Origin of the sequence: Phenylobacterium sp. (assembly GCF_035276905.1) — a bacterium.
Lineage (GTDB): Bacteria > Pseudomonadota > Alphaproteobacteria > Caulobacterales > Caulobacteraceae > Phenylobacterium.
The window spans coordinates 1-3,360 of the sequence record NZ_DATELG010000312.1; the positions used below are offsets into that span (position 1 = coordinate 1).

3 protein-coding genes and 1 pseudogene are annotated in these 3,360 nt (G+C 68.7%); 3 read left to right on the forward strand and 1 reads right to left on the reverse strand.

The annotated features are described in order from the left end of the window. Nucleotides 1-228, forward strand: a pseudogene (locus tag VJS38_RS14695) (cell division protein FtsA); the annotation flags it as partial. A 118-nt stretch (nucleotides 229-346) separates the two neighbouring features. Beyond that, nucleotides 347-1,420, forward strand: coding sequence for an acyltransferase (locus VJS38_RS14700; RefSeq protein ID WP_324088898.1), 1,074 nt, complete (start codon nucleotides 347-349; stop codon nucleotides 1,418-1,420). An 86-nt stretch (nucleotides 1,421-1,506) separates the two neighbouring features. On the opposite strand, the gene VJS38_RS14705 is transcribed toward VJS38_RS14700, so the two are convergent. Further along, entirely contained in the window at nucleotides 1,507-2,010 is a 504-nt protein-coding gene (locus VJS38_RS14705) for a hypothetical protein (protein ID WP_324088899.1), read from the reverse strand. A 324-nt stretch (nucleotides 2,011-2,334) separates the two neighbouring features. On the opposite strand from VJS38_RS14705, the gene ftsZ reads away from it, so the two are divergent. Beyond that, on the forward strand, nucleotides 2,335-3,360 hold a 1,026-nt coding region (gene ftsZ, locus VJS38_RS14710), incomplete at its 3' end, for a cell division protein FtsZ (protein ID WP_324088900.1).

The following is a 3,360-nucleotide window of genomic DNA, read 5'->3' on the forward strand; positions in this document are numbered from 1 at the left end:
GACCGTCCCGTGCGCCTGGGCCGTCCGCGGCGGGTGCCGCATCTCGCCGACGCCGCCTCCGGCCCGGCCTTCACCGCCGCCGCCGGCGTCCTGCACCGCGCCGCCTTCGGCCCGCGCGAGGCGGTCTCGGCCAAGGCGCTCGCTTCGGCCAAGCTGAAGCGCGAGCCGCTCGACCCGCGCGCCAACCCGGTCGCCAAGGCCGCCGCCTGGCTGCGCGAGAACCTGTAGCGGCGCCCGGAACGTAAAGCTCAGCTGATCATTTTGCAGTGACGGCCGCGCTTGGCGGCCCATGATCGTCGTCCGTCGATCGTCGGCGGCCTGTGCTCGTACGCTTGGTCGCCCTGCCATGAAGCCACGGATCGACGCAATCGACACCTGGCGCGGCGTCGCCATCCTGTCGGTCATGGCGTTCCACTACCTGGTGCGCTTCGCCCCGCCGCTGCAGCCGACAAACGTCTACGGCTTCGACCACGCCTATTCGCCGCTGTTCGAGCTGGGAAGCTACGGCGTGCAGGTGTTCTTCGTCATCAGCGGCATGGTCATCACCATGACCCTGCTTCGAAGCCGCGACGCCCTCGAGTTCGCCTTCAATCGCTTCGCCCGCCTCTATCCGGCCTTCCTGGTCTGCATGAGCCTGACCGCGGCGTTCGTGAGCCTCGCCGGCCCCGGGGTCTTCAAGGTCAGCCTGGCGGACTATCTCGGCAACCTGACCATGCTGGGCGAGCCGCTCGGGTTCCGCTTCGTCGACGGCGCCTACTGGTCGCTGGTCGTGGAGATCACCTTCTACGCCTATGTCGCCGCGGCGTGGCTTCTCTTGAAGCAGCGGTTCTGGCTGGGGCTGATCGCCTTGGGCGTCATCGGCGCCCCGGCGGAGCGGATCAATCCGCACGTGGCCGACCTGCTCCTGATCGCCCGCTACATGCCCTACTTCCTGGCCGGGATGTCGGCCTGGTTCATCCTCAAGGAAAAGCGCCGTGCCGCCGGGGCCTGGCTCGGGCTCGCGGCGCTGGCGCTTTACGGCTTCCACGCTGGGACCCTGACTCTGGCGGGAAAGCCGTCGGCCTTGTGCGCGGCCGTCGTCCTGGGCGCGATCTGCCTGCTGATCGCGAGCGTGGCGGCCGACGCAGGCGTCCCGCTCCTGGCCTGGATCGGCCGGCTCTCCTATTCGCTCTACCTGATCCACCAGCGGGTGGGCGTGACCGTGATCGAGCACGCCAAGGCCTGGGGGCCGGACTGGCTGGCGATCGCGCTGGCCGCCGGCCTCTGCCTGGGTCTCGCCTGGGCGTCCTACACCTTCGTCGAAAAGCCCGCCGCCAGCGCGCTGAGGGCGCTGTGGCGCAAGCGGCCGGCTCGCGCGCGCGTGCAACCTCCAACATCCGCTCTTCCCCGCGAAAGCGGGGACCCAGGTTTTTTTGTCTGAGCCGCCGAGGCGGCTGCACCGCCTGAAACGAAAAACGCCTGGATCCCCCTTTCGAGGGGACGAGCGGACAAGGAAGCGGACGCGCTTCAGTTCGGCGCCGGGACTACCTTCGGGACGATCTCATGCGGCGCCGGCGCGACGTCGGCCGGCGGGACCACCACGTTCGGGCCGCCCGGGGCGCACGGCGCCCAGGCGTAGGTGTAGCTTTCCGGATGCCAGATCCAGGATCCGCAGGCGTAGGGCTCGCTCTGCGCGGCCAGCGGCGGGGAGGCGTAGGCGGGATAGGCCGGATACGCGGAGTAGTCGTAGTAGCCGTAGTAGGGGTAGGACCAGGCGCCGCCCAGCGCCAGGCCCAGGCCGAATCCGGCCAAGGGCCACCCCCAACCGTAACCATAATGATAATGGCCGGGGTAGCCGCGATATCCGTGGCGCCGGCCGTAACCGCGGTATCCGCCGTAGCCATGGTAGCCGCCGCGGCCGCTCCAGGCATGGCCGCCGCCCATATGTCCGCCCCAGTGCTGGGCTGCGGCCGGCGCCGGGATCGCGGCCAGGGCTGCCGCGCTCGCCAGGGCGATGAGGCTGCTCTTCATCGTCGCCTCCATCGCGGCCGTCGCCCGTCCACGTCCGCGCAAACGTCCATCAAGGCGATTTTACGCCTGCGTCAGCGGTGCGGACACAGGATTTCCGGGGTGGCGCAAAGCAGCCGGCGGCGCTTTGTCGCCGCTGCCTGAGTCCCTGTGGAACAAGCACCATTTTAGATGTTCGTCCGCGTCGACGGAGGTCCGACTCACGATATGCGCTTAACCCTCGATTAAGGATGTTGGTCGCCAATAGTAACTCATCCTTAAGCAGGAACGTTCGGGGGTGGGTCGCCGGGCGTTCTGGGTCGCACACTGGAAGGACGCAGGGGTCCAATGGCCATTTCTCTAACCGCGCCGCGCGCTACGGAATTGAAGCCGCGCATAGTCGTCTTCGGCGTCGGCGGCGCTGGCGGCAACGCCGTCAACAACATGATCGAAGCCGGGCTGGAGGGCGTCGAGTTCGTCGTCGCCAACACGGACGCCCAGCAGTTGCAGTTCTCCAAGACCGAGCGCCGCATCCAGCTCGGCGTGCAGGCGACGCAAGGGCTCGGCGCCGGCGCGCATCCGGAAGTCGGCATGAGCGCGGCCGAGGAGTCGATCCCGGAGATCGGCGAGCATCTCGACGGCTCGCACATGGTGTTCATCACCGCCGGCATGGGCGGCGGCACCGGCACCGGCGCGGCCCCGATCATCGCCAAGTGCGCCCGCGAGCGCGGCATCCTGACCGTCGGCGTGGTGACCAAGCCCTTCCACTTCGAGGGCCGCCACCGCATGCGCCTGGCCGACGCCGGCATCAACGAGCTGCAGCGCTATGTCGACACCCTGATCGTCATCCCGAACCAGAACCTGTTCCGTGTCGCCAACGAGCGGACGACCTTCGCCGAGGCCTTCGGCATGGCCGACCAGGTCCTGCACTCCGGCGTGCGTTCGATCACCGACCTGATGGTGCTGCCCGGCCTGATCAACCTCGACTTCGCCGACGTCCGCACGGTCATGACCGAGATGGGCAAGGCGATGATGGGCACGGGCGAGGCGGCCGGCGACGACCGCGCCCTGATGGCCGCCCAGAACGCGATCCAGAACCCGCTGCTGGACGAGGTCTCGCTGAAGGGTGCCAAGGCCGTGCTGGTCAATGTCACCGGCGGCCTCGACATGACCCTGCTGGAAGTCGACGAGGCGGCCAACGCCATCGCCGAGCAGGTCGATCCGGAAGCCAACATCATCTTCGGCGCCGCCTTCGACCCGACGCTGGACGGCGTGATCCGCGTCTCGGTGGTGGCCACCGGCATGGACGGCGCCTCGATCGCCGCGATCGAGCCGAAGTTCGAGCGCCGCGCCAACACCACCGCCCAGCCGCTG

Coding starts and splice junctions, on each gene's coding strand:
- VJS38_RS14700 (WP_324088898.1), top strand. CDS start 347: ATGAAGCCACGGATCGACGCAATCGACACCTGGCGCGGCGTCGCCATC.
- VJS38_RS14705 (WP_324088899.1), bottom strand. CDS start 2,010: ATGAAGAGCAGCCTCATCGCCCTGGCGAGCGCGGCAGCCCTGGCCGCG.